At 65.2% G+C, this 836-nt stretch carries 1 protein-coding gene; it reads left to right on the forward strand.

Annotated elements, in window-relative coordinates:
- On the forward strand, positions 1-538 hold a 538-nt coding region (locus AC1DWF_RS33370; RefSeq protein WP_476842785.1), incomplete at its 5' end, for a multicopper oxidase domain-containing protein.
- Positions 539-836 lie beyond the last annotated feature (298 nt).

Below are 836 nucleotides of genomic sequence, written 5' to 3' on the forward strand. Positions count from 1 at the left end.
GGCCTGGAATCCGCCTCCAGGCAGCCCGGCCGGCCAGCACGCGCCGCCCGAGCGCGTCATCTGTCCGGTGCGCGGCCGCGGCGAGGTCTGGGAGATGGTCAGCCCCGGCATGGAGCTGCATAACCTGCATATCCACCAGGGCAATTTCCGGCTCGCTCGCGTGGGCGATCCTGGTGCTCCGCCGGACCTTACACCGCAGGTTGCGATGACCGATCCGGGCGGCATGCTCGCCGGACTCCATCGTCCCGAGGCCGCCACCGCCCTGGTCTGGCACGACAGCCTGCCCATCGCGCCGCGATGGGATGGAGTGCCCGGCCGAACCTTCATCTACCTGCCCTTTGCCGCTGAGGTGCAGGAGGGGCTCTACCCGGTGCACTGCCACATCCTCGAGCACGAGGACAAAGGGATGATCGCGGCCGTTCGTGTTTTGCCACCAGCGCCGATGCGCGATGCGCGTCCAGTACCAACCGATCCTGCCTTGCTCGCTGCGCTGCTGGACCCGGAAGGACGGCTTCCTGCCAGTTGCCTCAGTCCTTGAAGGGGAGCTGCGAGACATCGCATTTGCTCAGCATCGGATCGAAACGTATATGGGCGACTGAACCGCTCGGTCGAGGATTGAGGGTCTTCGCAAAAGGTGAGGACGCGTCCAGCACGTTGAAAGCCCTCGGCGGCGGGCTCGCTTCAGATGGACGAACGGCAGGTTTCGGGATTGGCGTCGGCTCGCTCGAAAGGCCAGGTTGGGCGCTAAGCTGACGCCGAAGCCACCGCCAGCTTACCGGCGGTTAAATCCCCCACCACGCGCTTTCATGCTTGTTTCATCCACGGAGTATTGGCAC

The sequence above is a fragment of the Aminobacter sp. P4_D5 genome (genome assembly GCF_056401815.1).